Raw genomic sequence first — 22,485 nt, forward strand, 5'->3', positions numbered from 1 at the left:
GTAACTCATATAGTACGGGAATCATAATATATGGAACAGACAGAACCACGTGACGCGCGCCACCACCGGCGTACCGGCAACGAGATCAAGGCCGCGCTCCGCGACCTGCGGATCCAGCTCGCCCTGCTGAACCACCAGGTCGGCGGCAAGCTGGCGCTGAAGGACGTCGACCTGGACTGCCTCGACGTGCTCGCCCGTAGCGGACCGCTGACGCCGAGCGCGCTGGCCCGGCAGGCGGGCCTGCACCCGGCGACGCTGACGGGCATCCTCGACCGGCTCGAGAAGGCCGGCTGGATCGCCCGGGATCGCGCGCGGGGCGACCGCCGCAGCGTCACGATCCGCGTGCTGCCGGATCGCGGGATGGAGGTCTTCCGGCTGTACCAGCCGATGATCGGCGCGATGGACGACGTACTCGCGGACTACACCGAGCCGGAGCTGAAGCTGATCGCCGACTTCCTGCGCCGCAGTACCGAGGCCGGCGAGCGGGCCAACGGGGAGTTGGCTCAGGAGTAGAGGTCGTGGAGCGCGCGACCGAGGTCGGCGAGCTCGGCTCGTAGTTCGGGCGGCTCGAGGACCTCTACCGCGGCGCCGAATCTGCTGAGTGAGGCTGCCGCGTTTCCGACCGACTCGATCGGGATCGTCACCACGACGCTCCCGTCCGGCTCAGGTTCAGCCGCCGCCACTGCCTTGACCAGGCTCGGGAACGAGACGTCGTACATCCTGGCGGCCAGTCCCGCAGAGACTCGGAGGACGGCCTGATCCGTGTAGCGGACGCGGTCGAAGCCTTGGAGGTGGTTCTGCCAGAACTGGGTCAGGTTGAAGTCCGGGTCGCGCTCGAAGGTGTTCGCGGTCGGCGTCAGCTCGAGGATGTTCGAGACGCGGTACGTGCGGAGTCCGCGGGGCGTCGCGGCAACGACGTACCAGGCGCCGTTCTTCAGGACCAGGCCGTGCGGCTCCAGGAGGCGCTCGACCTCGCGTGGTTCTTCCCAGCGACGGTAGAGGACCTTGATCCGGCGGTCGTGGAGCACTGCGTCGGCGACTGCGGAGAGGTGTGGCGAGTCCTCGGCGTCCTGGTACCAGGCCGGCAGATCGAGGTGGAAGCGGTTCTTGAGCCGGCCGGCGCGGTCGCGTTGATCCGGCGCGAGGGCGGCGAGCAGTTTGAGTTCGGCCGCGCTGGTCTCGGCGGTGAGCCCGAGCGCCGCGGCTGCGCCCGGCATACCGACGAGGAACAGTGCGGCCGCTTCCTGCTCGGTCAGGCCGGTGAGCTTGGTGCGGTATCCCTCGACGAGCCGATAGCCGCCGGCGCGACCCTGGTCGGCGTACACCGGAACCCCGGCCGCGGCGAGCGCCTCGACGTCACGGTAGATCGTGCGCAGCGACACCTCGAGCTCGTCCGCGAGCTCACGCGCCGTCAGCTGCCGGCGCGTCTGCAGCAACAGCAGGATCGACAACAGCCGGCTCGAACGCATGCTGTTCAGGTTAATGCGTATCGCTGCCATCGGTTGTCAGGTATTGCCTGGACGCTTGGCTGCATGACGACATGGAACAAGGTCACCGGCGACTTCGACTTCCTCAACGGATACTTCGACGTCCATCACCGCACGCTGAAACAAGCCTTCGCGGGCTGCGACGAGTGGCTCGAGTACGACGGGACCACGACCGCCCACACGTACTTCGACGGACAGATCAGCATCGACGAGATGCGCTTCCCGACGAAGGGCTCGTACGGGCTGTCCCTGCGGGTGTTCGATCCGGTGGCCAAGCAGTGGAGCATCTGGTGGGTCAACAGCACGACGATGAAGCTGTACCCACCGGTGCACGGCGGCTGGTCTGCGGACGGTACTTCGTGCCGGTTGGTGGGAGAGGACTCGCTCGACGGGTTCCCGATCCTGTGCAGCTACGAGTGGTCCGACATCACCGACAAGACGGCGCACTGGGAGCAGGCGTACTCCAGCGACGGCGGCAAGACGTGGGAAACCAACTGGATCATGGACTTCACCCGGCGCGCCGATCCCCCACCGGCGCTCGACGTACCGAAGGTGACTGACGACTTCGACTTCCTGGTCGGACGCTGGTCCTTCCACAACCTCCGGCGCCGCCCGGTGCTGGGTGAACCGTTCGAGTGGCACGAGTTCGACGCTTCGTTGGAGGCCACCACGTACTTCGACGGCGCGATCAGCTTCGACGAGGGCTGGTACCCGACCGAAGGGTTCCGCGGCGCCACCTTCCGGCTGTACGACCCGACGTCCCGCACCTGGGCCATCCACTGGATCAACAGCGAACGCGGCCACCTCGAGACCCCGGTCATCGGATCGTTCACCGGCGACGTAGGAACCTTCGAAGGCCCCGACTCACTGAACGGCCAACCGATCGACGTCCGCTTCCTGTGGAACCGCGGCGTCGACAAGGCGTCGTGGGAACAGTCCTTCTCCACCGACAACGGCACAACGTGGACCGCCAACTGGCACATGAACCACACCCGCGTCGGGTAGGCCCGGCGCCCCACCTCCGGCTCATCCCCGCCGACACCGCCTGGTGTGGTGGTGAGTGTGTGCATCTGGACAGGAAGTGTCTGGTGGTCGGGTTCGGTTCCAGGCCGGCAGCTGTGGTTGCAGGGCGGCTAGTGGACACATACGTACTGTCCAGACGCACGGGTCATCCCGGCTCCACGACCAGCCGAACGGTGGAAAATGCACGAATTCGGGGTTAATCCTCCCCAGCTCGGGCAATCCGGGCCGGAGTTGTCCCGCGGGTGAGCTTGACGGCCGGCGGGCCGCGTTGACTGAGCGGTATGCGGCTAGAGGTCGATGACGATCTTGCCTTGCACGTGGCGGCCGGCCTGGAGCTCTGTGGCGCGGCGGATCTGGTCGACCGGGAAGCTCGCCGCGACAGGTACCCGGAGCCGGCCCGTCTCGACCAGGCGGGCGATTTCTTCCAGGGCGCCCGGAGCGGCGTTCGGGGCGTAGGCCGACGGCACGCCGTCGACCTGCGCGGCGACGGTGCAGATGCGGTCGTCCGGGACGCCGAGCTCCCTTGCGACGTGCACCGTCTCCACCCCGTACAGGTCGATGGCGGCCGTTACACCGCCGGGAGCGAGGGCTCGGACCCGGTCGGCCAAGCCGTCGCCGTACGCGACCGGTTCGGCTCCGAGATCGCGCAGATAGTCGGCCGATGTCGCCGAACCCGTACCGATCACGCGAGCACCCGCGATCCGAGCCAGCTGGACGGCGAACACCCCGACCCCGCCCGCCGCGCCACCGATCAGCACGGTGTCGTCCGGGCCGGGAACGACCGTGGCGAGGGCGGCGGATGCTGTGCGACCGGCGATCGTGAGGGTGGCGGCGGTGCGGTCGTCGACGCCGTCGGGCGTGTGATGGACCTCGTTCGCCGCCGTTCCTCCGGCCGGCTCGATCACCACGAAGTCGGCGACCGCGCGGGACAGGGCGCCTCCGAACACCCGGTCGCCGGGTGCGAAGCTGCGCACCCCGTCACCGACCTGGTCGACCACTCCCGCGTAGTCGGTTCCGAACCCGGCCGGCAGACTCAGGCCGAACCGGGCGGCAGCGTCCGCGTCGGCCGTGATGACCCAGTCCATCGGATTCAGACCGGCCGCCGTAACCCGCACACGGAGCTGTCCCGGGCCGGCCTGCGGAGCGGGGACCTCGCGGACGTCCAGGACTTCCGGCCCGCCGAACGAGTCGAGCCGGACCGCCCTGCTCCCACCCGTAGGCAGTTGATTGTTCTGCGTCTTCATATCCACCTGTCTCCTCGGGATCGCCGCAACGGATCGAAACGGACTATGCTCCGTTTCATGGTTGACGATAGCATAAACGGAGCGCGATCCGTTTCGGCTGAGATGGAGGCCCGCGCCCCACGAGCGGATGCGGTCCGCAACCGCGACCAGTTGCTCGCAGTGGCGACCCGCGTCTTCATGACAGCCGACGCCGAGCCATCGATGCGTGCGATCGCCCGCGAGGCCGGGGTCGGAATCGCGACGCTCTACCGGCACTTCCCGACCCGTCAGTCACTCGTCGACGCGGTCTACCAGGATCAGGTCGTACGGCTCACGGCCGGCGCCGGCGAGCTACTCGACCAACTGCCCCCAGCCGCTGCGATGCGGCGCTGGATGGACCTGTTCGGGGACTGGATCGCAACCAAGAACGGCATGCTCAACACGCTGCTCGCGATGATCGAATCGGGCGAGATCACCCATGCCCAGACCCGGACCGAACTACTGACAGCGATCACCACGATTCTCGACGCAGGCCGCGCAACAGGCGATCTCCGCACCGACATCACCGCCGAAGACATCGCCGCCTCCCTCATCGGCATCTTCACCGTGGCCCCGCGCCCCGAACGCGAACCCCAGTCCGCCCGCCTCCTCAACCTCCTGATGGACGGCCTCCGACCTACTCCCGGCTGAGCCGACGAGCAACGCAGTCCGCAGTCGTCCCCACCACGGTCCGTAGACGAGAAACGCTGCCTCGCAGTCGCCTGCGAGGCAGCGTGAATCGGGGGGCTTACCCCAGTTTCCGGACCGCGGCGAGCGTCGAGAGGGCGGCTTGGGTCGCCTCGTAGCCCTTGTCCTCGCGGCTGTCCGGCAGCCCAGCCCGGTCCAAGGCCTGCGGGTCGTTGTCGCAGGTGAGGACGCCGAAGCCGACGGGCACACCAGTCGTCACGCCGACCTGCATGAGACCCTCGGTCGCCGCCTGGCACACGTATTCGAAGTGCGGCGTATCACCCCGGATCACCACGCCCAGCGCCACAACAGCGTCGTACCCAGCCTTTGCCGCATGCAACGAAGCCACCGGCAGCTCAAAAGAACCAGGCACGCGGATCACGGTGTAGTCCGTCACGCCGGAGTCGTCGAGAGCGCGGATGGCACCTGCGACGAGGGCGTCGGTGACCTTCGGGTGCCACTGGGCCGCGACGATCGCGACGCGGGCGCCGTCCACTCGCGGGGCTTCGATGGTTGGTGCTCCACTGCCCGACATCAGCCGGCTCCGTTCTCTTCCGTGAGTACGCCGCCGGGCAGGTGGTGACCCATCCGGTCGCGCTTCGTCCGCAGGTACCGCAGGTTGTGCTCGGTCGGGTCGATCGAGATGCCGCGACGCTCGACCACATCGATGCCGTATCCCTGAACGCCCGCGAGCTTGTCAGGGTTGTTGGTCAGCAACCGCACCGAAGTCACGCCGAGATCGGCCAGGATCTGCGCCCCGGTCCCGTAGTCACGAGCATCAGCCGGCAACCCGAGATCAAGATTCGCGTCCACCGTGTCCCGCCCGGCATCCTGCAGCTCGTACGCCTGCAGCTTGTGCAGCAGCCCGATCCCGCGCCCCTCATGACCGCGCAGGTACACCACCACACCGCCCTCGGCCGCGACCTGCCGCATCGCCTCGTCCAGCTGCGGACCGCAGTCGCACCGCAGCGATCCGAAGACATCGCCCGTCAAGCACTCCGAATGCAACCGCACCAACGTCGGCCCATCCCCCAGAGGCCCACGCACCAACGCGAGCTGCTCCGACCCGTCCACCGTGTTCCGGTAGCCGTGGGCAACAAAATCGCCGTACCGCGTCGGCAGCGTCGTCGTCGCGACCCGCTCGATCTGGGACTCCGTACGACGCCGGTACCGGATCAGGTCGTCGATCGACACCAGCACGAGACCGTGCTCGTCGGCGAACGCCCGCAACTCCGTACCGCGCTTCATCGTCCCGTCGTCGTTGACCATCTCGGAGATCACCGCAGCCGGCGTCAATCCGGCAAGACGAGCCAGGTCGATCGAGGCCTCGGTGTGCCCGGGCCGCACGAGTACGCCGCCCTCGCGGCCGCGCAGCGGGAATACGTGTCCGGGCTGCACGAGGTCGTACGACTCCGAGGCCGAATCCGTCAGCACCCGGATCGTCCGGGCCCGGTCGGCCGCCGAGATACCGGTGCTGATCCCGTCCCGCGCGTCGACCGAGATCGTGTACGCCGTCCGCATCCGCTCGCGGTTGTGGGGCGTCATCAACGGGATCCCGAGCCGGTCGAGCTCCGAACCCTCCATCGGCACGCACACCACCCCGGAGCTGTACCGGATCAGGAACGCCAGCAACTCCGGCGTCGCCTTGGACGCCGCGAAGATCAGGTCACCCTCGTTCTCGCGGTCCTCGTCGTCGACCACGATCACCGGTCGCCCGGCGCGGATCTCGTCGATCGCATGCTCGATCGTGTCGAGTTTCAGGACGGTACCCATATCAACCCACCACCACTGGTTCCGGAGTTTCGACCCGCTCGCGGTTCTGGATCTTCCACCACGACGCGAATCCGATCACGCAGAACAATCCGTAGACGACGTACATCGACGCCGACGGGTAGAACTTCGCCTGCACCAGCAGCGGTACGCCGACCACGTCGACCGCGACCCAGATCAGCCAGAACTCGACGAACCCGCGGGCCATCCCGTACGTCGCCAGGATCGAACCGGTCAGGATCCACGCGTCCCACTGCGGACCCCACGAGCCGAGCGCACGGAGTACGAAGTACGAGATCGCGTACAGCACGACCGCGAGCCCGAGCAGCTCGAGCCGCTCGCGGGTCGTGGCCCACCGCGGCTGCACGCCCTTCGCGGCACCCTGGTGGCGGGTCTGGTACCAGCGGTACCACCCGTACAGGCTGATCAGCGCGAAGAACACCTGGCGGCCGGCCTGGCCCCAGAGGTCCTTGTCCTGCGGGGTGTCGAAGATCCCGCCGACGAAGACCGTGAACAGCAGCACGTTGCCGACGATGCCCACCGGCCACGCGGCGACCAGCCGGCGCATCCCGAACAGGGCACTGGCCAGACCGAACACGTTGCCGACGATCTCCCGGACGAGCACCGGCGACCCGGCGATCGTCACCTGGGAGTGCAACAGCCAGTCGATCGGGTTCACTTGTTGCCTCCAGCAATGAGTCTCTCAACATATTTCGCGATCACGTCGACCTCGAGGTTGACGGTGTCGCCGACCTTGTTGCGGCCGAGAACGGTCAGCTCGAGCGTCGTCGGGATCAGGCTGATCCCGAACGTCCCGGAGGTGTCGTCGACATCGGTCACCGTCAGCGACACCCCGTCGACCGCGATCGAGCCCTTCTCGGCGATGTACTTCAGGATCTCCGGCGTCGTCGCGATCCGGACGTCCTCCCAGTGCTCCCCCGGCGTACGGCTCGCGATCGTGCCGGTGCCGTCGACGTGCCCCTGCACGATGTGCCCACCCAGCCGGGCATGCGCCGTGACGGCACGCTCCAGGTTGACCGACGAGCCCTTGTCGAGGCCGCCGAGACTGGTGCGCTGCAACGTCTCGCGCATCACGTCCGCGGTGAACAGGCCGTCGCCGTACTCGACCACCGTCAGACAACAGCCGTTGACGGAGATCGAGTCGCCGTGGCCGGCGTCCTCGGTCACCTTCGGCCCGCGGATCGTCAGCCTCGCGGCGTCCCCGTCGAGCAGGTCCAGGGACTCGACCGTGCCGAGTTCTTCGATGATGCCGGTGAACATCTACTTTCCTCCCAGAGGAACCAGGGTCAACCGGACGTCGTCACCGAAGCGGCTGACGTCCGCTAGCTTGAACCGCCGAAGGTGGTCGATCGATTCCGCGCCGAGATCGCCGACCGCGGCGAACCCGGAGCCGAGCACGGCCGGGGCGACGTACGCGATGATCTGGTCGACCAGCCCGGCGCGTACGAACGCGGCGGCCAGCGTCGGGCCGCCCTCGAGCCACAAGTGCCGGATCTGCCGGTCGTCCAACTGCCGCAGCACCTCGGCCGGATCATGGGTCGGCAGCAGCAACGTCTCCGCGCGGTCGTTGCGGACCCGCGCGGTCGGCGGGATCTCCCGGTCGCCGACGACGACCCGCAACGGCTGCCGCTCCGCCGGTACGTCGTTCTCGTCGCGGACCGTCAGCTCCGGGTCGTCGTCCAGCACGGTCTGGGTGCCGACGGCAATCGCGTCGCACTCCGCCCGATGCCGGTGTACGTCGGCGCGCGCGATCGGGCCGGTGATCCACTTGCTCGTCCCGTCCGGCGCCGCGGACCGTCCGTCCAGCGTGGTCGCGAACTTCCAGGTGACGAACGGGCGACCCACCCGGACGCTGTGCAGCCAGACGTGGTTGACCGCCTCGGCCTCGTCGCGCAGTACGCCCTCGACGACCTCGATGTTCTTGCTCGACAGCTTCTCGGCGCCGCCGGCCGCAGTACGGTTCGGGTCCGGTACCGCGTACACGACCCGCGTGATCCCCGCCTCGATCAGCGCGTCGGCGCACGGACCGGTCCGGCCGGTGTGGTTGCAGGGCTCGAGCGTGACGTACGCCGTACCGCCGCGCGCGCGTGCCCCTGCCATCCGGAGCGCCTCGACCTCGGCATGCGGGCCACCGGCAACGGCGTGGAAGCCCTCGCCGACGGGATGCCCGTCCGGGCCGGTCACGACACAACCGACCACCGGGTTCGGATGGGTGCTGCCGACACCTTTCGCGGCCAGTTCGACCGCACGCCGCATCCAGGCGACGTCAATCGGCGAAGCGTTGCTCACTGCTCTTCGGTCCCTCGTCGTCACGGACGCACTACCGGGGTCTCGTGACGACCGGCGACCACGCTCCGCCACCCGGGCTTCGCCGTACGCCGCCACCTCGCGCACGCCTCGACCGGACGCCAGAGCACACCCGCCGACCGCGTGCGCCTCCCATCCGGACTTTCACCGTCGGTCCCGGAATTCCACCAGGTCAACCGGCCGCTCGAACTGCAGCAGCCGGGTCGCGGACTGTCACCGCCGGCTCGGAATTACACCGACCCCGGAGCACGCGAGTGGGTTCACTCGTGCTTCAAGTATGCCCTCCCCCACAACCCACACCACGACCCAGGTCACATCGTGGTCGCTTCCTGCCCCCGTCACCACCCCACTCACCACCCGACCCGCCGTCCGCGCCACTCGCCGGCTCGGGTGCTACTCGTGGTGCTGGCTCGGCTCTTGGGCCAGGTGTCGGCTTGGAGCGATCCGCCGGGTGAAGGCCAATGCGACAGCCGCGACCGCGCACGCCACCGCAACCCCGAGGACCAGCGGTCTGTACCCGAACGCCTCAGCCAGCCCGGCCCCACCGAGCGGTCCGAGCGCCTTCGCGATCGTGGTCGGCGTACCCAACATCCCGGCGATCGTCCCGAACCCGGTCGCGCCGTACCGGTCGAGCAGGATCGCCGGCGTCGCGATCGACGACACCCCGAACCCGAGCCCGAACAACACCAGACACCCGATCGCCCCCGCAACGTGCCTTCCGACGACCGGAAGCAACGCGATCGCGACCGCCTGCACGGACAGGATCAACGCGGTGATCGTCGCCATCGGCAACCACCGCGCAGACACGCTGGTCACCAGCCGCCCCGTAACCGACAACAGCCCGAGCAACCCCGCCAAGCTAGCCGCCCGAGCCGGCGGGTGCCCGAGACTCACCAGATAAAGCACCAGGTGCACAGAGATCACCGCCAACGCCGCACTGTGCACCACAAACGCCCCCGCCAACACCCAGAACCCCGGATCCCGCAACACCCGCCCCGGCGAACTAGCCCGCCCAACGCCCTCCGACTCCACGTTGACGTTCCGCGGCCCGTCGGCGCGCGACTCCCCGCTGCTCTGAAGGCGCCCACCGACATCCGACGTGCCACTGACCTCACCGCGCCCGGCGACCTCCGATTCCTCGACGACCTCACGGCGCCCACCGACCTCCGGCTCGCCGGTGGCATCTCGCCTCTCGCCGGCATCCGAGCGCCCGGTTACGGGTCGTGCGGGTGCGGTCGAGCGGACGGCGAGCGAGTGGAGTGGGACCGTGATCGCGGCGAGGATGCCGGCGAGGATGATCAGCGCCGTACGCCAGCCGTGCGCGTGCGCCAGATACCCGGTGAGCGGTAGAAAGATCGAACTGGCGAGACCGCCCACCAGCGTGACGGTGAGGATCGCGTTGGTCCGAGACGCCGGCGCCGCGACCGCGACGACAACCGCGAACGCCGGCGGATACAACACCATCGCCGACGCGACCCCGATCGCGACGAAGACGCCGTACAACTGGAAGGCGTCCTGGACCTGCGACCAGCCGAGTACGGCGAACGCCGCCAGGACCGATCCCGCCGTCATCAGCGCCCGACCACCACGTACGTCGAGCCACCGCCCGACCGGGATCGAGATCAACCCGCTCACCAGCACCGCGGTAGTCGATGCGCCGACCGCAGTCGTGGTGGAGATCCCCAAGTCGCGACTCATCGGCCCGAGCAAGGCACTGAACGCGTACGTGAGAACGCCGTACCCAACCGTCGTCGTAATCGCCAACGCAGCCACCAGCCGCCGAACCCGAGTCCGATCACCACCTACAGCCGCGGAGACCGCCGTCGAATTCATCACCTGCAGTCTTCCACTCCAGCCACCACAGGCAACCGAAATTCGTCACCGCACCAACAACCACACGGCAGCCCCCAACAACCCCGCCGCCCCCACAAAACCCACCCCGGCCACCCACCGAAGCACCCACACCCCCACCGACGGACCGCGCGAGGCGGCATGTGAAGCCGCCGCCGCGGCAGGCGAAGCCGCCGTCGCCCCGGCAGGTGGAGCGGCTGTCGCCGCGCCAGGTGAGACCACCAATTCCGCCGTATGGGCCGCCGACGCCGAAGTCGTCTCGCCCGTCGGCGGACGAGTTGGCCCGACAGCCGGCCATGCTCCATGCCCCGCTCCCGGCGCATCTCCCGGCGCTGCCGTCGGCTGGACCGTCGGCAGGCCAGTCGACCCAGCAGCCGGCCCCGCCGCCGGTTCGGTTGCCGACGCAGCTCCCGGTGCGGCTCCCAGCGCGACTCCTCGCCCGGCTTCCGACGCCGCGGCGGGTGGGACTGTGGCCACCGGCGTTGGCTCGGCGATCGACGGCAAGCCAGTTGGCCCGCCAGCCGGCCCCGCTCCAGACGCGGCTCCCGGTGTGGCTCCATCCCTCGCCTGATGTCCCGCATCGGGTGTGGCTCTCGGTGGCGTTGCTGGTGTAGGCGTGGGGCCTGTGGGGGTCCAGGGTGGTGGGAGGGGTGGGAGTTGGTTGAAGACTTCTGGGGAGTCGGGGGTGGCAGACCAGGGGGCGGTGTCTGGGGGTGGGAGTACGCCGGTTTCGGCTAGCAGTCGGCCGGACTCGTTCGCGGAGGTGGGGCGGTCGGATGGATCGGTCGCGGTGAGGTGGCGAACGAAGTCGCCGAGTGGACCGTCGACAACGCGTACCTTTCCGTCTGCTCCGGGGCGGGTGCCGGTTAGGAGCTCAGCGACGACGGCGCCGACGGCGTACAGGTCCTGGCGTGGGTCCGGATCGGCGCCGGCGAGTTGCTCGGGGGCGAGGTAGCCCGGCGTACCGAGGATCGTGCTGTGGCGAGTCATCCGCGGTTCGTCGACCAGCCCGGCCACGCCGAAGTCGGACAGCCGCAGGTGCGGTCGCCCGGTGCCCGTCGGATCGAGCAGCAGATTGGCCGGCTTCACATCACGATGTACGACGCCCGCCGCATGCACCGCGGACAACCCGTGCAGCAACTGATCAACCAGCACCGCGACGTACGACGCCGGTAGCGGACCATGATCGCCGAGCAGGGTCGCGACCGACCCGCCGCCCACCAGGTCCATCGCGAACACGACCTTGTCGTCGTCCGCAGCCCACCCGTGCGGCGCAACCACATGTGGATGCTCGATCCGCAGCGACTGCTCCCGGACGAACCGCAGCAGCGTTGCCGCATCGTGCTGTCCCAGCACCTTCGCCGCCACGTACGCCGACCGCCGCAGGTCCCACGCCCGCCAGACCGAGCCCATGCCTCCGGTGCCGACGAGGTCGATCAGCCGGTACCGCCCTGCAAACGCGTCCACCCCGGAGAAACTACCGTCCGCCCAGCCCAGTCCGTGTCCCCGCTGCTGGTGAGGATTGGTTCTGCTCTCGTCAGGATTGGGTATGGCTGATCCGCGGTCGCCGACACCGAGAGGCCCGAGTATGACGATGCCCGAACCTGCTGACGTTCAGCAGTTGCAACTCGAGGACGATCCGTTCGCTGGACAGGCCGAATGGCCGGCGCGCTGGATCCGGGCGGCGGAGAGTGGCGACGTAGTCGGGTTCCGGCTGCGGGTCGGCTGCGCGCAGCCGGGCGAGGTCGTTGTCCATGTGTCGGCCGACGAGCGGTACGAACTCTGGCTCGACGGGGACCTCGTCGGCCGCGGACCCTCCCGAGGCGAGCTCGGCCACTGGTCGTTCGAGAGCTATCGTCTGCGGTTGCCGGCCGGCGAGCACTGGGTTGCGGCCCGCGTGTGGAGCCTCGGGGACGACGCACCGCTCGCGCAGCTTTCCCTCGGCGACGGTCCGACCTTCCTGCTCGCAGCCGAGCCCGTCCGCGGCCAACTACCTGAACTCGCCACCGGCACAGCACCCTGGCAAACAGCCGCCCTCCCCGGCCACGGCCGCCGCTCAAAAGGCGACGGCTACGGCTGCGGAGCCAGACACGTAAGTGACGGCCGCACGTATCCATGGGGCTGGCAAACCGGCACCGACACCCTCAACTGGTCCCCACCCGAGACCGACACCCTGGCCGGGGTCGGAGCAGGAGCCGGAGCCGGGGCAGGTGTCGGGGCCGGTGTCGGGGCCGGTGTCGGGGCAGGTGCCGATGGTGCTGCCGGGGCCGGTGTCGGCCGTGTGAGGGGCGGTGGGCGGTTGTTGGTGCCGGGGCGGTTGCCTGGGGCGGCGGAGGGGTGGGTTGGGGGTGGGCGTGTTCGGCATGTTGCCGTGCATGCCGTAGGAGAGTCGACGCGTGGCCGGGTCGTGGATTCGGGCGAGCACCTGCGTGATGAGGCCGACGGGTGGCAGCGGTTGATCGGCGGTACGGCGTTGACGCTGCCGGCTGGGACCTGTCGCCGGGTGGTGATCGATCTCGACGAGTACGTCTGCGCGTACCCCGTCCTCGACCTGGAGGGCGGACGCGATGCCGAAGTACGAGTGCACTGGCAGGAGTCTCTGTACGAGACTGACCCAGCAAGAGGCAAGGGGCATCGGGATGTTGTCGAAGGCAAGCTGTTCGGGCGGCCGGGACTCCAGGAAGACGGCATCGGCGACCTCTTCATCGCCGGTGGCGGCCAGGAGCGACACAGCACTCTCTGGTGGCAGTCCGGCCGGTACGTCGAAGTTTTCGTCACCACCGCGACCGAACCGCTGACGATCACCGCCCTGCGATTCCGTGAAACCCACTACCCGTACGAAGACCGCAGCGGCTTCACCGCGAGCGACCCGCGGCTCGCACAGGTCGGCGCACTCGCGTTCCGGACCCTGCAGGCGTGCAGCCACGAGACGACCATGGACTGCCCGTACTACGAGCAGCTTCAGTATGCCGGCGACACCCGGCTGCAATGCCTGATCGCATACGTCACCTGCGGCGATGACGCGCTCGCCCGGCAGGCACTGCGTGCGTTCGATCGCAGCCAAGATGACAACGGACTGGTCCAATCCCGGACACCGTCCCGCCACGCGTCCCCCATCCCTCCGTTCACGCTTTGGTGGGTAGCGATGGTGCACGACTTCGCGCTCTGGCGCGGCGATCTCGCCTTCGTCGCCGAACTCATGCCAGGTGTCCGAGCAGCCATCGACGCGCACCGCCGTACTGTCGACGACCACGGTATCTTCCACGCCCTGCACGGCTGGAACTTCACCGACTGGGTGCCAGGCTGGGACGCCGGCACCCCACCCGGGATCATCCAAGACGGAGAAGAGCACCCTGACTGGCCTGGCCCAGGACGCGGCGTATCCGCAGTCCTGCAACTACAGCTGGCTCTCGTCGCAAGGCAAACCGCAGACCTGGAGTCCTGGCTGGGCGAGTCCCACGCCGCAGCTGGCCACTCACAGCTGGCCGGTGATCTCCTCGACGCCGCCGACGAGGCCTTCTACGACAGCGACCGCAGGCTGTACGCCGACGACCTCGAGCACAACGCATTCAGCGAACACGCACAATCGCTGGCCCTGCTCGCGGGAGCGAAGTACGGCGAGACCGCAGTCCGGACGATGCTCCAACAGCCGCCCGGTGCACTGGCGCGGACGACTCTGTACTTCGACCACTATCTGTTCGAGGCACTGCAGCGGATCGGTCGCACCGACGTGCTGCTCGACCGGCTCGGGCTCTGGTACGGCCTGCTCGACCAAGGCCTGCGCACCGTGATCGAACACCCCGAACCGACCCGCAGCGACTGTCACGCGTGGGGCGCGCATCCGCTGTACCACTACGTCTCGACACTGCTCGGTGTCCGGCCAACGGCACCCGGGATGGCGGCGGTCACGGTTACTCCCCAGCTCGGCGGTCTCGAGTGGGCACAGGCATCAGTACCGACGCCGCATGGCCCGCTGCGCGTCCGCGCCGAGGCCGGCAGCCAGCCAGAGGTCACCGCCCCACCAGAGATCACGGTCACGATCGCACCGCCCGGCCCGGGCTGCTGATCAACAGCCCAGGCCTCCGGGGGTATGGCTGGTGTTACTGGTACGGCGGCGGCTGTGGTGGGTTTTGACCGCCCTGGTGCCAGTTGGCTGGGCCGGGTTGGACGATCGCGGGCTTCTTGCGCAGCCGCAGGACGGCGAGAATCGCAACCAGGAGCAGGACGATGCCTCCCCCGCCGAGCCCTGCGATCAACGCGACCGGAGTGTTGGTGTCCGAGCCGGAGTTGTTGCTGCCCTGGATCGGGCCGCCGGCCTGCGGGGTGCTGTTACCGGTGTCCGCCGGCTCGCTGGTCGAAGGCTCCGCGGTCGGGCTTGGCGTGGTCGAGGTGCCATCGACCGGGGTCGCGCCGTCGACGTACTCGGGCTTGCCGGTGCCGGCGGTGCCTTCCAGGCCGACCGTCAGCGTCATCGGGATGGCGAAAGCCCTGTCGTCGTCCTTCCGGGTCAGCGACACCGCGATGTAGTAGTCGCCCGCCGTCGACGTACCCGTGTCCTGGTTGTTCGGACCCTCGCGGTTGAGGTACCGGATCTCCTTCATCGTGATGCCCTTGACGATGCCGGCCTTGGTGAGGACGCCGCGCTTGCCCGCATTGCTCGGGACCTTCTTGGCGAAGACGGCGAAGACGTCCTCGCCGATCGGCGAGATCAGATCGACGTCGAGGTACCGGATGCCGTCGAGAGCCTTGGCGGTCGCCGCACCGAGCTTCGGCACCGAGACCTGCGCCTGGATTCGCTGACCCCAGTCGGCCTTGACCTTGTAGAGCTGCACCTCGCCAGGCATCAGGGTCGTCTTGTAGCTGCCCACACCGAGCAACGGCGCATCCGGGAAGCTCGAGCCCGGCACGATCGCACGCGGGGTCGACCCTGGCATCGGCGTCCAGGTCGGGTCGTCCGCCTCGGGCGGCAGGCTGGTCGTGGAGTCGACGGGCGGCTCTTCGTCGACCCGCAACTCGTACGGGACGCCCTTCATCTCGCGGAACCTGTCCCCTGCGGAGACCGTGAGCACCAACTGGTCGTCGGTCGTGCATCCCTTGGGATAGTCGCCGGTCCAGCTGGAGGCCGCGCCGGTCGCGATGCCTTGCTCACCGTCGAACGCGAGGGGGTAGCTCCAGCCACAGTTCTCACCGGCGAGGGTCTTCAGGAAAACCTCGGCCTTGAGCACGAAGCTGCCGCCCGAGGGCCGCCGGAAGCTGACACCGGCGCGCAGGGTCGACTTCGCCATCGTGCGCTTGATGACGTAGTACTTCGCGGTCTGGTCATTGCCGAAGGTGTCCGAGTAGTGGCCCGGGGCAAGGGTCGGTGCGCCCTCCTGCTGCGGTCCGCCCTGCACCGGCGTACCGGAGATGCGGAACGGGCGGAACGCTCGCGTGGACAGCCGATCCAGGCCGGCCTCGAGGTCGATCGTCGAGTCGGCGTCGTAGTAGTCGCCGCGGCCTTCCCGAGCGACGCACTGGAGCTGGGTGCGCGCCTTCCCGGCGACGCGGAACCCGACCACGTCGATCTTCAGATCGATGCCCTGTTTGGCGATCGACTGGGCCACCACGCAGGGATCCGGTGCACAGGTGGCTTCGCCATCAGAGACCAGCACGATGGTGCGCTGGCCGACCGGACCGAGATCCTTGGCCGCCTGCTGGAGGGAGTAGCCGATCGGTGTCTCGCCGTACGGCTTGTACTTGGCGATCGCGGCCTGCAGCTGCGGCCGGTTGTCTGTGCCGATCGGGACGGTCAGCTGGGTGTCGGTGCAGGCACCGGGCTGGGTGCGTTTGAACACGGTCGCGCCGTACACCCGGAGGCCGACCTCTGCGGCTGTCGGGAGCTTGGAGACCACCTGGGTCAGGGCGGCCCGGGCGGCGGCGATCTTCGTCTGCCCGTCGCCGGCCGGCTCCTTCATCGAGCCGGACGAGTCGAGCACCAGGACCAGTTTGCCGCCGGACGGAGCGGGATCGGCCACGGCGCTCCCGGTGGTGAGCCCGGCCAGCACGGCGGTCAGTGTGATGGCGAGGAGCGCCCACACCGCGGGGCGGCGGCGGTGTCCCTGCTGAGTCGTCATCGTTTCCTCCAGTGAGATTCGCTGCCGCAAACCCTGACAGTTTGCGATTGCAAATGTCAAGCTGTTTCGCGACTGGCAATCCGCGTTCGCAAGTGCGAAGATGTTTGCAATCGCGATGCGGTGGCCGGTGGAAGGGGCAGACCGATGGACCAGACAGCGCACAACATCCAGCAGCAGATCGAGCTGTACGGCGAGCCGCTCGGGGAGACTGTACGACGCGTCCTGGGTCCACTCGGGTTGACGCAGGGCGGGCTCGCGCAGCTCATCGGGATGTCCGCGCCGATGCTGTCGCAGTTGGTCAGCGCGCAGCGGGTGAAGATCGGCAACCCCGCGGTGATGTCACGGCTTCGAGCAGCTTCCGAGCTGGCCGATCTGGCGATCGCGAGCGAGATCGGGGACCACGAGATCCCGGCCGAGCTCGATCGCATCCGGGAGACCACCGGAGGATTGACGACCTCGGGATCGACCGGACACCTACCGAGAGGCGGCGAGGCGGTCGGGCGTAGCGGTGGCGCGGGGTCGGCCGGGGGTGGCGGGGCGAGCGGGCCGGGCGGTACGGGCTCGGCGTATGGGTTGCCCGATGGTTTGGGGACGGTGTCGGCGGCGATTGCCGGGCAGGTGCCTGGTGGGGCTGGGGCGGATGTTGCTTCAGGCATCCATACGGCTTGGCCGGCCGGGGTAGGCGTGCGGGTGGACGACGGTGCCACGGCGCGGGCCGTCGTACGGGCGATCCAGGATCTCCTCCGCGAGGTCGCGTCGGCCGACGAGATCCAGCTAGCAGCAGCCACGATCGAAGCCGAGTCGCCGGCGCTCGCCGAGCTGCTGCTGGCCTACGGGACCGGTAGGACCGCCGACGCCCTGGCACACTATGAGCAACATCACGGCTGAGCCCTCTCGCCTCGAGCAACTCGACCGCGTCGACGTGCGCGCGTGCTCCGCTTCGAAGCGGGATCGTCGCCGGCTCCGTCGCGCTCGTCGGGTTCGGCCGACGGTCCTTCGCGGCCCACGTCAGCCAGGCCGGCCGCACCCCCATGTAGCACGAGCTGAGTAGACATTCCGGCTCGTCTCATCCTTTGTCGGCAGGGAATTCCGGCGGCGGGTCTGAGGTTGGGTTGCGTCGGCGGGGCGGATCGTCCTGCGTTCGTTGACGTTGTGAGGAGAGACTTGTGCGCGCGTTCGGCGCTTTTCGGCGGGTTGTTGCGGTGGTTGGAGCGGTCACGCTCGCAGTGTCGATGGTTGCCTGCGGCAGCGATCAGGACAAGGCCGCGAGCGGTCCTGACCTCGGTCTGATGAAGGCCGGCACGTTGCGGATCGGCACGCTGACCGACGCGCCGCCCAACGTATATGTGAAGGACGGCAAGTTCACCGGGTTCGACAACGACCTGATCACCGCGGTGGCGGCCAAGCTGAACCTGAAGCCGGAGTTCGTCGGGACCGACTTCTCCGCGCTGCTCTCGCAGGTGAACGGCGGCCAGTTCGACCTCGGCAGCTCGTCGATCACGATCACCGAGGCGCGTAAGAAGACGGTTGCGTTCAGCAACGGATACGACTTCGGCTACCTCGGCCTCAACACCACGAAGAACTCCGGGATCACGTCGTTCGACCAGCTCCAGGGCAAGCGGGTGGTCGTGGTCCAGGGCACCGTCCAGGACGACTACGCAACCGGCAAGAACCTCAACCCGGTCCGCGTGCCGAACTACAACGCCGCGCTCGGCCAGCTCAAGGCGGGCACGGCGGACGCGTGGGTCTCCCCCGCCGAGATCGGCGAGAAGATGGCCAAGGAGCAAGGTGGCGGCACGGTGATCCTGGCCGCCAAGGAGCTGAGTGACGCACCGATGGCCTTCGCAGTGGCCAGGAACAACGACAAGCTCCGCGACGCGGTCAACAAGGCGCTCGACGAGGTCATCGCCGACGGCACCTGGACCAAGCTGGTCGAGCAGTACTACCCCGGTCGCGCCGTACCGGCGAACTTCAGGCCTGGCAGCGGGTCTGTGAAGTTCACCGCACCCAAGGCCTGAGCATGGACGTCTGGTCCACGCTGAACGACACCTTCCTCGACTGGGAGTCGATGAAGGCAGTCCTGCCGGAGATGCTCAAGGTGGGACTCGTCAACACCCTCATCCTGGCGGCCGCCTCGGTCGTGCTGGGCACCGTGCTCGGCATGATCGTGGCGGTCCTCGCCCTGTCCACCAAGCCCTGGCTGCGCTGGCCCGCGAAGATCTACACCGACATCTTCCGCGGCCTGCCGGCCATCCTGACCATCCTGCTGATCGGCCAGGGCCTCTCCCCCATCACCCGCCACTGGTGGGGCCCGAACCCGTATCCACTCGGGATCCTCGCCCTCTCGTTGATCGCCGCCGCGTACATCGGCGAGATCTTCCGCTCCGGGATCCAGAGCGTGGAGAAGGGTCAGCTCGAGGTCGCCCGCGCGCTCGGGTTCAGCTACACCAGCGGGATGCGGCTGGTCGTCATCCCTCAAGGTGTACGACGGGTGCTGCCGGCGCTCGTGAACCAGTTCATCGCGCTGGTGAAGGAGTCCAGCCTGGTCTACTTCCTCGGCCTGCTGGCCAGTCAGCGCGAGCTGTTCCGGATCGGTCAGGATGCGGCCGCGACGACCGGCAACCTGTCTCCGCTGCTGCTCGCGGGCATCTTCTACCTGATCATCACCGTGCCGCTGACCCACTTGGTGAACCACTTCGACAAGCGGCTGCGCGAAGGACGGCCGACCGAGAAGGACGATGTGAAGCTGGAGGAGCTCGCGCATGCGAACCATTGAGGCCGCGAGCCTGGAGGTCGACGGCGTCGAACTCGCGTTCGGGACCAACAAGGTCCTGCGCGGCGTGAATCTCGCCGTACCGGCCGGACACACCGCCTGCGTGATCGGGCCGTCAGGCTCCGGCAAGTCCACGCTGCTCCGCGCGATCAACCGGCTGCTCGAGCCGGACGCGGGTGATGTGAAGCTGGGCGGCGAGTCGGTGCTACGCGGCGATCCCGACGTACTGCGTCGTCGGATCGGGATGGTGTTCCAGCACTTCAACCTGTTCCCGCACAAGACCGTGCTCGACAACATCACGCTCCCGCTGCGCAAGATCAAGAAGCTCGACGCCGACGCCGCCCAGAAAGCGGCCCGGGAGCAGCTCGAGCTCGTCGGCCTGGCCGAGAAGGCCGGAGCGCGCCCCGGAAACCTGTCCGGCGGTCAGCAGCAGCGGGTCGCGATCGCGCGGGCGCTCGCGATGAAACCCGAGGTGATGCTGTTCGACGAGGCGACGTCCGCGCTCGATCCGGAGCTGGTCAAGGGCGTGCTCGGGCTGATGGCCGACCTCGCGCAGGCCGGGATGACGATGGTCGTGGTCACGCACGAGATGGGGTTCGCGCGCGAGGTCGCGGACCAGGTCGCGTTCATGGATCACGGGGTGGTGGTCGAGGCCGGCGTACCGGAGCAGGTGTTCACGGACGCGGATTCGCCGCGGCTGCGGCAGTTCCTCTCACAGGTGCTCTGAAAGTCACCCCTGGCGCATTTGGTTGCCGAGGGCCACTATGGAGACGGGCCCGGTACCCCGGGTCGACCATGGCTGGGGGATGGTTATGGTGAGAGATCTTCGGTTGATGATCTCGACGGCGCTCACCGTCGGGCTGACAGCGACGCTGGGCCTGGCGGTGAGCACCGAGCCACCCGCCACCGCGACTTCCGTCGCGCCCGCGCAGGTCGCCGTGACCAGGCAGGTTGCGAAGCCGAAATGGGTCTATCTGACCTTCGACGACGGGCCGAGCGCGCGCTACACCGCGCAGATCCTGAAGATCCTTCAGGCGTACCACGTGCGCGCGACGTTCTTCGAACTCGGCCAGAACGTCAAGCGGTACCCGGCCCTGACCCGTCGGGTCGATCAACTCGGCCACAGCGTGCAGAACCATTCCTGGTCGCACCCGAACCTCACCAAGGTCAATTGGGCCACGTTCAAGTACCAGGTCCGGACGACGGACCGTTACCTCAAGGCACAGACCGGCTACACGCCGCGCTGCCTGCGACCGCCGTACGGCGCGACGAATCGCGTGGTCGCGAAACGAGCCGCAATGCTCGGTAAGAAGCTCACGCTGTGGACCGTCGACCCAGCTGATTGGAGCCGCCCAGGCACGTCGGTGATCGTGCGCCGCGTACTGGCGAAAGTGCGGAGTGGCTCGGTGGTCCTGATGCACGACGGCGGCGGCAACCGCAGTCAGACCGTCGCCGCACTCCCGAAGATCCTCAAGGCGCTCAAGGCACGGGGTTACCTCTTCTATCCGTTGTGGTGTCACTAGCCGGCGTCCGGTATCCGTTACTTCTTGACGCGGCAGCGGCGTGGGCGCTGGCTTTCCGCGGCGTCATGCCCATGGTGGACGGGAGGAGTGAGCCACCCACCGCCCTGGGGGACGCATGGATGTTCGCTTGACCCGCGCCGGGAACCGGATGATCGGTCTGGCGATGATGATGCTGGTGAGCGCGGTGATCGGCACGGTCGTGGTCGCGGCCGCGAAGTCACCCGCCAAACCAGTCACGCCCGAACCGCCCGTCGCGGCGCCGGCAGCGACCGCGCCGACCAAGACACCACTGCCTACGAAGTACGTCGTGCTGACCTTCGACGACGGTCCCGATATCGAGTACACCCCGAAGGTGCTCGACATCCTGGCGAAGTACGACGCGAAGGCGACGTTCTTCGAGGTCGGCCAGAACGTCCAGAAGCATCCCGAGCTGACCAAACGCATCCACGCCGCCGGTCACAGCGTGGAGAACCACACGTGGAATCACGCTGACCTGCGCAAACTCAGCGCGACGGCGTTCCGGCAGCAGGTCATGTCGACGGACCAGGCGATCCGCGCGCAGATCGGCAGTACGCCGGGCTGCCTGCGCCCGCCGTACGGCGGAGTGAGCGCGACCGTCCGGCAACGCGCCAAGGCACTGGGTAAGGACCTGGTCGTATGGACGGTCGACTCGCGTGACTGGACCAAGCCCGGTACGACGGCGATCGTCCAGCGGGTGATGAAGAACGTGCACAGCGGCTCGGTGATCCTGATGCATGACGGCGGCGGGAACCGCAGTCAGACGGTCGCCGCGCTGCCGACCATCCTCAAGCTGCTCAAGGCGCAGGGGTACGGCTTCCGCACCCTGACCTGCTAGGACAGCGCGCTCACCAGCGGTACGACATCGGCGATCGACTCGACGATGCGGGTCGGGCGGTACGGGAACCGCTCGACCTCGTGCTCGCCGGTGGATCCGGACAGCACGAGCACGCTGCGGAGACCCGCCTCGAGACCGCTGATGATGTCGGTGTCCATCCTGTCGCCGATCATGACGCTGGTCTCGGAGTGCGCCTCGATCCGGTTCAGCGCGCTGCGCATCATCAGCGGGTTCGGCTTGCCGACGAAGTACGGCGCGACCCCGGTCGCCCGGGTGATCAGCGCGGCCACCGAACCGGTCGCGGGCAGCGGCCCCTCCTGCGACGGGCCGGTCGGGTCCGGGTTGGTGGCGAGGAAGCGCGCGCCGTCGGCGATCAGCCGGATCGCTTTGGTGATCGCCTCGAACGAGTACGTCCGGGTCTCACCGAGGACGACATAGTCCGGGTCGCGCTCGGTCAGCACGTAGCCGATCTCGTGGAGCGCCGTGGTCAGGCCCGCCTCGCCGATCACGTACGCCGTCCCGCCCGGACGCTGGTCGTCGAGGAACTGCGCGGTGGCGAGCGCGCTGGTCCAGATCGCTTCCTCCGGGATGTCGATGCCCGCGGCAAGCAGGCGGGCGCGGAGGTCGCGCGGCGTGAAGATCGAGTTGTTGGTGAGGACGAGGAACTTCTTGCCGGACGCCTGCAGCGCGGCGATGAACTCACCGGCTCCGGGGATCGCGCGCTCCTCGTGCACCAGCACGCCGTCCATGTCCGTCAGCCAGCTCTCGACCGGTTTGTGCTCGCTCACGCGGCTCATCGTAGTGGTCCGACC

The 22,485-nt window shown here is 68.3% G+C and carries 21 protein-coding genes and 1 riboswitch; of the genes, 10 read left to right on the forward strand and 11 right to left on the reverse strand.

The window, feature by feature from the left end; all coding sequences use genetic code 11:
• Positions 1 to 30 precede the first annotated feature (30 nt).
• On the forward strand, positions 31 to 513 hold the full coding sequence (locus OHA10_RS00315) for a MarR family transcriptional regulator (RefSeq protein WP_371404120.1): 483 nt from the start codon (positions 31 to 33) through the stop codon (positions 511 to 513).
• Here OHA10_RS00315 and OHA10_RS00320 read toward each other — a convergent pair.
• Positions 504 to 1,469 carry a helix-turn-helix transcriptional regulator gene (locus OHA10_RS00320; protein WP_371404121.1) on the reverse strand — a complete coding sequence of 322 codons (966 nt, stop codon included), beginning with the start codon at positions 1,467 to 1,469 and terminating at the stop codon, positions 504 to 506. The genes OHA10_RS00315 and OHA10_RS00320 overlap by 10 nt on opposite strands.
• Positions 1,470 to 1,532: 63 nt before the next feature.
• On the opposite strand from OHA10_RS00320, the gene OHA10_RS00325 reads away from it, so the two are divergent.
• Entirely contained in the window at positions 1,533 to 2,492 is a 960-nt protein-coding gene (locus OHA10_RS00325) for a hypothetical protein (RefSeq protein ID WP_371404122.1), read from the forward strand.
• A gap of 305 nt (positions 2,493 to 2,797) precedes the next feature.
• Here the strand turns inward: OHA10_RS00325 and OHA10_RS00330 are convergent, their stop codons facing one another.
• Positions 2,798 to 3,754, reverse strand: a complete 957-nt coding sequence (locus OHA10_RS00330; protein ID WP_371404123.1) for an NADP-dependent oxidoreductase — start codon at positions 3,752 to 3,754, stop codon at positions 2,798 to 2,800.
• A gap of 57 nt (positions 3,755 to 3,811) precedes the next feature.
• Here OHA10_RS00330 and OHA10_RS00335 point away from each other — a divergent pair, with 57 nt between their 5' ends.
• A complete protein-coding gene (locus OHA10_RS00335) occupies positions 3,812 to 4,423 on the forward strand; it encodes a TetR/AcrR family transcriptional regulator (RefSeq protein WP_371404124.1) in 612 nt (203 codons plus the stop codon).
• Between the two features lie 97 nt (positions 4,424 to 4,520).
• Here the strand turns inward: OHA10_RS00335 and ribH are convergent, their stop codons facing one another.
• The 7 genes from ribH to OHA10_RS00370 all read right to left on the reverse strand — a co-directional run bounded on the left by ribH (position 4,521) and on the right by OHA10_RS00370 (position 11,875).
• Positions 4,521 to 4,994 carry a 6,7-dimethyl-8-ribityllumazine synthase gene (ribH, locus tag OHA10_RS00340; RefSeq protein ID WP_371404125.1) on the reverse strand — a complete coding sequence of 158 codons (474 nt, stop codon included), beginning with the start codon at positions 4,992 to 4,994 and terminating at the stop codon, positions 4,521 to 4,523.
• Complete coding sequence (locus OHA10_RS00345) at positions 4,994 to 6,232, reverse strand: bifunctional 3,4-dihydroxy-2-butanone-4-phosphate synthase/GTP cyclohydrolase II (RefSeq protein ID WP_371404126.1); 1,239 nt, start codon at positions 6,230 to 6,232, stop codon at positions 4,994 to 4,996. Before OHA10_RS00345 ends, ribH begins: the two co-directional genes overlap by 1 nt.
• A 1-nt stretch (position 6,233) precedes the next feature.
• On the reverse strand, positions 6,234 to 6,908 hold the full coding sequence (pnuC, locus tag OHA10_RS00350; RefSeq protein ID WP_371404127.1) for a nicotinamide riboside transporter PnuC: 675 nt from the start codon (positions 6,906 to 6,908) through the stop codon (positions 6,234 to 6,236).
• Positions 6,905 to 7,510 (reverse strand): riboflavin synthase, encoded by a 606-nt coding sequence (locus OHA10_RS00355; protein WP_371404128.1) that lies wholly within the window; start codon positions 7,508 to 7,510, stop codon positions 6,905 to 6,907. Before OHA10_RS00355 ends, pnuC begins: the two co-directional genes overlap by 4 nt.
• Positions 7,511 to 8,539, reverse strand: coding sequence for a bifunctional diaminohydroxyphosphoribosylaminopyrimidine deaminase/5-amino-6-(5-phosphoribosylamino)uracil reductase RibD (gene ribD / locus OHA10_RS00360; RefSeq protein ID WP_371404129.1), 1,029 nt, complete (start codon positions 8,537 to 8,539; stop codon positions 7,511 to 7,513). It lies immediately after the preceding gene.
• Positions 8,540 to 8,676: 137 nt separating this feature from the next.
• A riboswitch (FMN riboswitch) is annotated at positions 8,677 to 8,811 on the reverse strand.
• Positions 8,812 to 8,950: 139 nt separating this feature from the next.
• Positions 8,951 to 10,390, reverse strand: a complete 1,440-nt coding sequence (locus OHA10_RS00365; RefSeq protein WP_371404130.1) for an MFS transporter — start codon at positions 10,388 to 10,390, stop codon at positions 8,951 to 8,953.
• A gap of 45 nt (positions 10,391 to 10,435) precedes the next feature.
• Positions 10,436 to 11,875 carry a protein kinase gene (locus OHA10_RS00370; RefSeq protein ID WP_371404131.1) on the reverse strand — a complete coding sequence of 480 codons (1,440 nt, stop codon included), beginning with the start codon at positions 11,873 to 11,875 and terminating at the stop codon, positions 10,436 to 10,438.
• An 82-nt stretch (positions 11,876 to 11,957) separates the two neighbouring features.
• Between OHA10_RS00370 and OHA10_RS00375 the strand changes: the two genes are divergently transcribed.
• A complete protein-coding gene (locus OHA10_RS00375; RefSeq protein ID WP_371404132.1) occupies positions 11,958 to 14,474 on the forward strand; it encodes an alpha-L-rhamnosidase C-terminal domain-containing protein in 2,517 nt (838 codons plus the stop codon).
• Positions 14,475 to 14,508: 34 nt separating this feature from the next.
• Here the strand turns inward: OHA10_RS00375 and OHA10_RS00380 are convergent, their stop codons facing one another.
• Positions 14,509 to 16,521 carry a VWA domain-containing protein gene (locus OHA10_RS00380; protein WP_371404133.1) on the reverse strand — a complete coding sequence of 671 codons (2,013 nt, stop codon included), beginning with the start codon at positions 16,519 to 16,521 and terminating at the stop codon, positions 14,509 to 14,511.
• A 144-nt stretch (positions 16,522 to 16,665) separates the two neighbouring features.
• On the opposite strand from OHA10_RS00380, the gene OHA10_RS00385 reads away from it, so the two are divergent.
• From OHA10_RS00385 to OHA10_RS00410, 6 genes are all read left to right on the forward strand, one after another.
• Positions 16,666 to 17,409, forward strand: a complete 744-nt coding sequence (locus tag OHA10_RS00385) for a hypothetical protein (RefSeq protein WP_371404134.1) — start codon at positions 16,666 to 16,668, stop codon at positions 17,407 to 17,409.
• Between the two features lie 278 nt (positions 17,410 to 17,687).
• On the forward strand, positions 17,688 to 18,539 hold the full coding sequence (locus tag OHA10_RS00390) for a substrate-binding periplasmic protein (RefSeq protein ID WP_371404135.1): 852 nt from the start codon (positions 17,688 to 17,690) through the stop codon (positions 18,537 to 18,539).
• Positions 18,540 to 18,541: 2 nt separating this feature from the next.
• Positions 18,542 to 19,297, forward strand: a complete 756-nt coding sequence (locus OHA10_RS00395) for an amino acid ABC transporter permease (RefSeq protein WP_371404136.1) — start codon at positions 18,542 to 18,544, stop codon at positions 19,295 to 19,297.
• On the forward strand, positions 19,284 to 20,021 hold the full coding sequence (locus OHA10_RS00400; protein ID WP_371404137.1) for an amino acid ABC transporter ATP-binding protein: 738 nt from the start codon (positions 19,284 to 19,286) through the stop codon (positions 20,019 to 20,021). The genes OHA10_RS00395 and OHA10_RS00400 overlap by 14 nt, the downstream gene beginning before the upstream one ends.
• A gap of 85 nt (positions 20,022 to 20,106) precedes the next feature.
• Positions 20,107 to 20,817, forward strand: a complete 711-nt coding sequence (locus tag OHA10_RS00405; protein ID WP_371404138.1) for a polysaccharide deacetylase family protein — start codon at positions 20,107 to 20,109, stop codon at positions 20,815 to 20,817.
• 115 nt (positions 20,818 to 20,932) lie between these two features.
• The gene (locus OHA10_RS00410; protein ID WP_371404139.1) at positions 20,933 to 21,673 is read left to right on the forward strand and encodes a polysaccharide deacetylase family protein; all 741 of its coding nucleotides are present in this window, start codon (positions 20,933 to 20,935) and stop codon (positions 21,671 to 21,673) included.
• Here the strand turns inward: OHA10_RS00410 and OHA10_RS00415 are convergent.
• Complete coding sequence (locus OHA10_RS00415) at positions 21,670 to 22,470, reverse strand: HAD-IIA family hydrolase (RefSeq protein WP_371404140.1); 801 nt, start codon at positions 22,468 to 22,470, stop codon at positions 21,670 to 21,672. The genes OHA10_RS00410 and OHA10_RS00415 overlap by 4 nt on opposite strands.
• Positions 22,471 to 22,485 lie beyond the last annotated feature (15 nt).

Source organism: Kribbella sp. NBC_00662, assembly GCF_041430295.1.
Lineage (GTDB): Bacteria > Actinomycetota > Actinomycetes > Propionibacteriales > Kribbellaceae > Kribbella.

What these genes read in the sequence shown, in the direction of transcription:
- OHA10_RS00315 (WP_371404120.1), top strand. Translation starts at nt 31, where the DNA reads ATGGAACAGACAGAACCACGTGACGCGCGCCACCACCGGCGTACCGGC.
- OHA10_RS00320 (WP_371404121.1), bottom strand. Translation starts at nt 1,469, where the DNA reads ATGCGTTCGAGCCGGCTGTTGTCGATCCTGCTGTTGCTGCAGACGCGC.
- OHA10_RS00325 (WP_371404122.1), top strand. Translation starts at nt 1,533, where the DNA reads ATGACGACATGGAACAAGGTCACCGGCGACTTCGACTTCCTCAACGGA.
- OHA10_RS00330 (WP_371404123.1), bottom strand. Translation starts at nt 3,754, where the DNA reads ATGAAGACGCAGAACAATCAACTGCCTACGGGTGGGAGCAGGGCGGTC.
- OHA10_RS00335 (WP_371404124.1), top strand. Translation starts at nt 3,812, where the DNA reads ATGGTTGACGATAGCATAAACGGAGCGCGATCCGTTTCGGCTGAGATG.
- ribH (WP_371404125.1), bottom strand. Translation starts at nt 4,994, where the DNA reads ATGTCGGGCAGTGGAGCACCAACCATCGAAGCCCCGCGAGTGGACGGC.
- OHA10_RS00345 (WP_371404126.1), bottom strand. Translation starts at nt 6,232, where the DNA reads ATGGGTACCGTCCTGAAACTCGACACGATCGAGCATGCGATCGACGAG.
- OHA10_RS00355 (WP_371404128.1), bottom strand. Translation starts at nt 7,510, where the DNA reads ATGTTCACCGGCATCATCGAAGAACTCGGCACGGTCGAGTCCCTGGAC.
- OHA10_RS00365 (WP_371404130.1), bottom strand. Translation starts at nt 10,390, where the DNA reads ATGAATTCGACGGCGGTCTCCGCGGCTGTAGGTGGTGATCGGACTCGG.
- OHA10_RS00375 (WP_371404132.1), top strand. Translation starts at nt 11,958, where the DNA reads ATGGCTGATCCGCGGTCGCCGACACCGAGAGGCCCGAGTATGACGATG.
- OHA10_RS00380 (WP_371404133.1), bottom strand. Translation starts at nt 16,521, where the DNA reads ATGACGACTCAGCAGGGACACCGCCGCCGCCCCGCGGTGTGGGCGCTC.
- OHA10_RS00385 (WP_371404134.1), top strand. Translation starts at nt 16,666, where the DNA reads ATGGACCAGACAGCGCACAACATCCAGCAGCAGATCGAGCTGTACGGC.
- OHA10_RS00395 (WP_371404136.1), top strand. Translation starts at nt 18,542, where the DNA reads ATGGACGTCTGGTCCACGCTGAACGACACCTTCCTCGACTGGGAGTCG.
- OHA10_RS00400 (WP_371404137.1), top strand. Translation starts at nt 19,284, where the DNA reads ATGCGAACCATTGAGGCCGCGAGCCTGGAGGTCGACGGCGTCGAACTC.
- OHA10_RS00405 (WP_371404138.1), top strand. Translation starts at nt 20,107, where the DNA reads ATGGTGAGAGATCTTCGGTTGATGATCTCGACGGCGCTCACCGTCGGG.
- OHA10_RS00410 (WP_371404139.1), top strand. Translation starts at nt 20,933, where the DNA reads ATGGATGTTCGCTTGACCCGCGCCGGGAACCGGATGATCGGTCTGGCG.
- OHA10_RS00415 (WP_371404140.1), bottom strand. Translation starts at nt 22,470, where the DNA reads ATGAGCCGCGTGAGCGAGCACAAACCGGTCGAGAGCTGGCTGACGGAC.